The organism is Mesocryomonas lacus (genome assembly GCF_055730135.2).
The window spans coordinates 1-2,944 of record NZ_JBUZWE020000036.1; the positions used below are offsets into that span (position 1 = coordinate 1).

A 2,944-nucleotide genomic window follows, 5' to 3' on the forward strand; every position below is an offset into this window, starting at 1 on the left:
GACACCGCGGCCGGCAGCCTTGGCGGCGTAGAGGGCAATATCGGCCTGCCGCATCGCCTCGATCAGATCCGCCTTGCCGGGCGGCGAGTGAGCGATACCGATCGACACGCTCGTCAGAACGATTTGGCCGCCGACGTCATAGGGCTCGGAACAGGTCTCGAGCAACTTTCCGGAAACGGCATCCATCGCCCCGCGCTTCATCAAAATGACCGCGAATTCGTCGCCGCCGAGCCGTGCGGCGAACCCGTCGTCGCCTACCGCGTCGCGGATGCGTACCGCGAATTGGCGTATCAGCTCGTCGCCGACCGGGTGACCAAGAGAGTCATTGACGTCCTTGAAGCGATCGAGATCGAGGTAGAGCACGGAGAGCTGGCGATCGTCTTCTACGATGGAGGCGAGCACATCGCGCTGGAAACGCTCGCTGAGTCCTGTCCTGTTCGAAAGCCCTGTGAGGGCATCGATGCGTGCAGCTTCCTGGGCCTTGGCCTCGCTAACCTTCAGCTGAGCGTTCAGCTTCTCGAGTTCTGCCACTCGGAGGGCAAGTTCGTCGGTAACGGCGTTGTCGGTGCTCCAACGATGGGCAAGAGCGGTTGCCAGCTGCTGCAGTTCTCCGACATCGAACGGTTTGAGGAGGTAGAAGAGCTTCTCAGGTTGACCGATGGCGAGCGAGATCTCGGACGGTTTGTGGTCGGAGTAGCCCGTGACGATGACCAGGTTCACGTCCGGATCGAGAGCGCGTATGCGACGGGCGGTTTCCAGACCATCGATACCCGGCGGCATTCGCATGTCGATGAAGGCGATTGCGAAGGGTGTCCCTTCTGCTGCCGCAGCCTCTACCGTGGCGACTGCATGCTCGCCTTGGCGACAGAACACGATGTCGTCGACCAAGGCTTCCGCGACAACTTCCGACGGTTCGCCACCGAATAGCTCCGCCGAGAGATCGTCGAATTCGTCACCGTTCGTCGGAGGTTTCGAGACAAGGTCGGCAAGAACCCGGCCGTAGGCTTCAAGTACCTGCGCGTCATCGTCGACCACGAGTATGCGCCGCGGTTTGGCTGAAGATGTCATGCGGCGTCCTTGAGTTCGGTCATATAGCGAGGGAGTATCAAGTGCAGCGTCGCACCTCTCCCCGGCCCCTCGCTTCGCGCGAACAGTCTTCCGTTCATCGCGCCGGCGGCGTTAGCGCACCAGTGCAGGCCGGTCCCCCCGGAACGGTCGCGGCGAGTGGAGAACCCCTTCTCGAAGATCGTCTCCAGACGTTTGTGCTCGATGCCTTCGCCGTCGTCGCAAAGCATGACAGCAAGACCGGTCGTTCCGCCCATGTCGACCTCGGCGACCTCGATCTCGATCCTGCCGCGGCCCTGGCCTGTTGCTTCGATTGCTTCAGCCGAATTGACGAGGAGGTTGCCGAGGATCTGTTCCACGGCAATTCGGTGTCCGAGCACAGCGGTGCCAGGATCAACCTTAACTAGAAGATCAATGTTTTCCTTCCGAGAGATCAGCTTCGCCGCACTCTCGATCACGGAGGCGATGTCTATCTTCTCGACGACACGCTGCCCCTTCGACGCCGCATCCTCTTCCTTGAGGATTTCGTCGACGTGTCGGACCATCGAGGTGAGCGTTTGCAGGTCAGCGTGCCTTGTTCTGCCTTCCTCGAGCAGCTTCGCGGTGGACATTGCGACGAACTGATGGAGCTTTCCGGCCCGTTCCACGGAAAGTGCCGGATCCGTGATTTCCTCGAGCGCCTTCTGAAGGTTCTTCTTCCATGGCGCGTCCTCGCGCCGAGTGAGATTCCACGCAACCGTGCCTATGGGACTGATAGCGTTGCGAACGTTGTGCAGAATCCCTGCCGCCTGGTCGGCAGCGCCATGGTGATAGTCCTGCCGCCGCAAGGTGTCGCGGAGTTCCGCCAGCTGCGACGCCATTCTGTTGAACGAGACGATGGTCTCGCTCAACTCGTCGTTTCTGCTGTCTTCCGGCATGATTAAGAGCTGTCCGGTCGACCCGACCTCCGACAGATGGTCTCTCAGCGCTCCGACACGCTTGATCGCGATATGCCGAAGAACGAAGGCAAGTGCGGCAATGAGGGCGAGTCCGCCGAGGATTAGCAAGGCCATGGCGGCCCATACCGCCTGACGCCCGGCTGCCGAGACGGAGCGGCCGGTCTTGGAGACGAGGGTTGCCAGAGGGGCACCATCCAGACCCGTCACGAGGGAGCGGAGCTCGATGGCATCGTCGCCGCGGATCATTTCCTCGGAAGTCGAAGCCCGAGCCCCAACTGGAAGCAACTCAAAATCGACCTTGGTCTGATCCTGCAGGGCAGCGATGTCGAGGATGCGGCCGAAGAGAAGGGTGCCTACTGCCGGCCCCGTTCGCTCGGACGTCAGGATCGGTGCATATCCGACCGCGACGATTCCCGCCTCGGTTCGAACGAGGCCCGTACGGGATCCGGGTTCGGAGAAGGGTACAAGAAGCGGATCCGCTGCAGGCACGACATCACGCGACATCAGCTTGAGCGGCTTGGGCTCGTTACCCGAGAAGTCGTATCCTTCGTCCAGGACGATCCGTCCCGCGGGATCCGACATGACGATGTAGTTCAAGCTAAGGGCTTTGATCGACTCGGGATTGACGTTCTTTTCGAAGTAGTCGGCTTTTTCGCCTTCCATGAAGGAGTAGCTATCGTCCCAGAAAGCATAATCCCGCGATGATGCTGCGACCTGCGCTTTTTGGCTCTCTATCGCCTCGAGTACCCGGCTCTGATTCCGTCGTGCCGCCGTATCCTCCAGTTCGAGAAAGCTCGGCATAACGGTCAGTTCGAGAGCTGCCAGATTTAGAAGCGCCGATATTCCGACGACGCCGACAAGGGCTAGATTGATCTTGCTGACGATGCGCATGCTGGCCTCCGCGAACCACGATAGAGATTAGCGATTAAGAATCGGTCTAA

At 60.4% G+C, this 2,944-nt stretch carries 2 protein-coding genes; both read right to left on the bottom strand.

The annotated features are described in order from the left end of the window. Positions 1 to 1,068: diguanylate cyclase domain-containing protein (locus ACZLZY_RS24730; protein ID WP_472936619.1), on the bottom strand; the 1,068-nt coding region annotated here is incomplete at its 3' end. Beyond that, positions 1,065 to 2,894, bottom strand: a complete 1,830-nt coding sequence (locus ACZLZY_RS24735) for a CHASE4 domain-containing protein (protein ID WP_472936620.1) — start codon at positions 2,892 to 2,894, stop codon at positions 1,065 to 1,067. The genes ACZLZY_RS24730 and ACZLZY_RS24735, both read right to left, overlap by 4 nt. Between the last annotated feature and the right edge of the window lie 50 nt (positions 2,895 to 2,944).

Bases quoted from the DNA above. Each gene is read 5' to 3' on its own strand.
- ACZLZY_RS24735 (WP_472936620.1), bottom strand. From the start codon at position 2,894: ATGCGCATCGTCAGCAAGATCAATCTAGCCCTTGTCGGCGTCGTCGGA.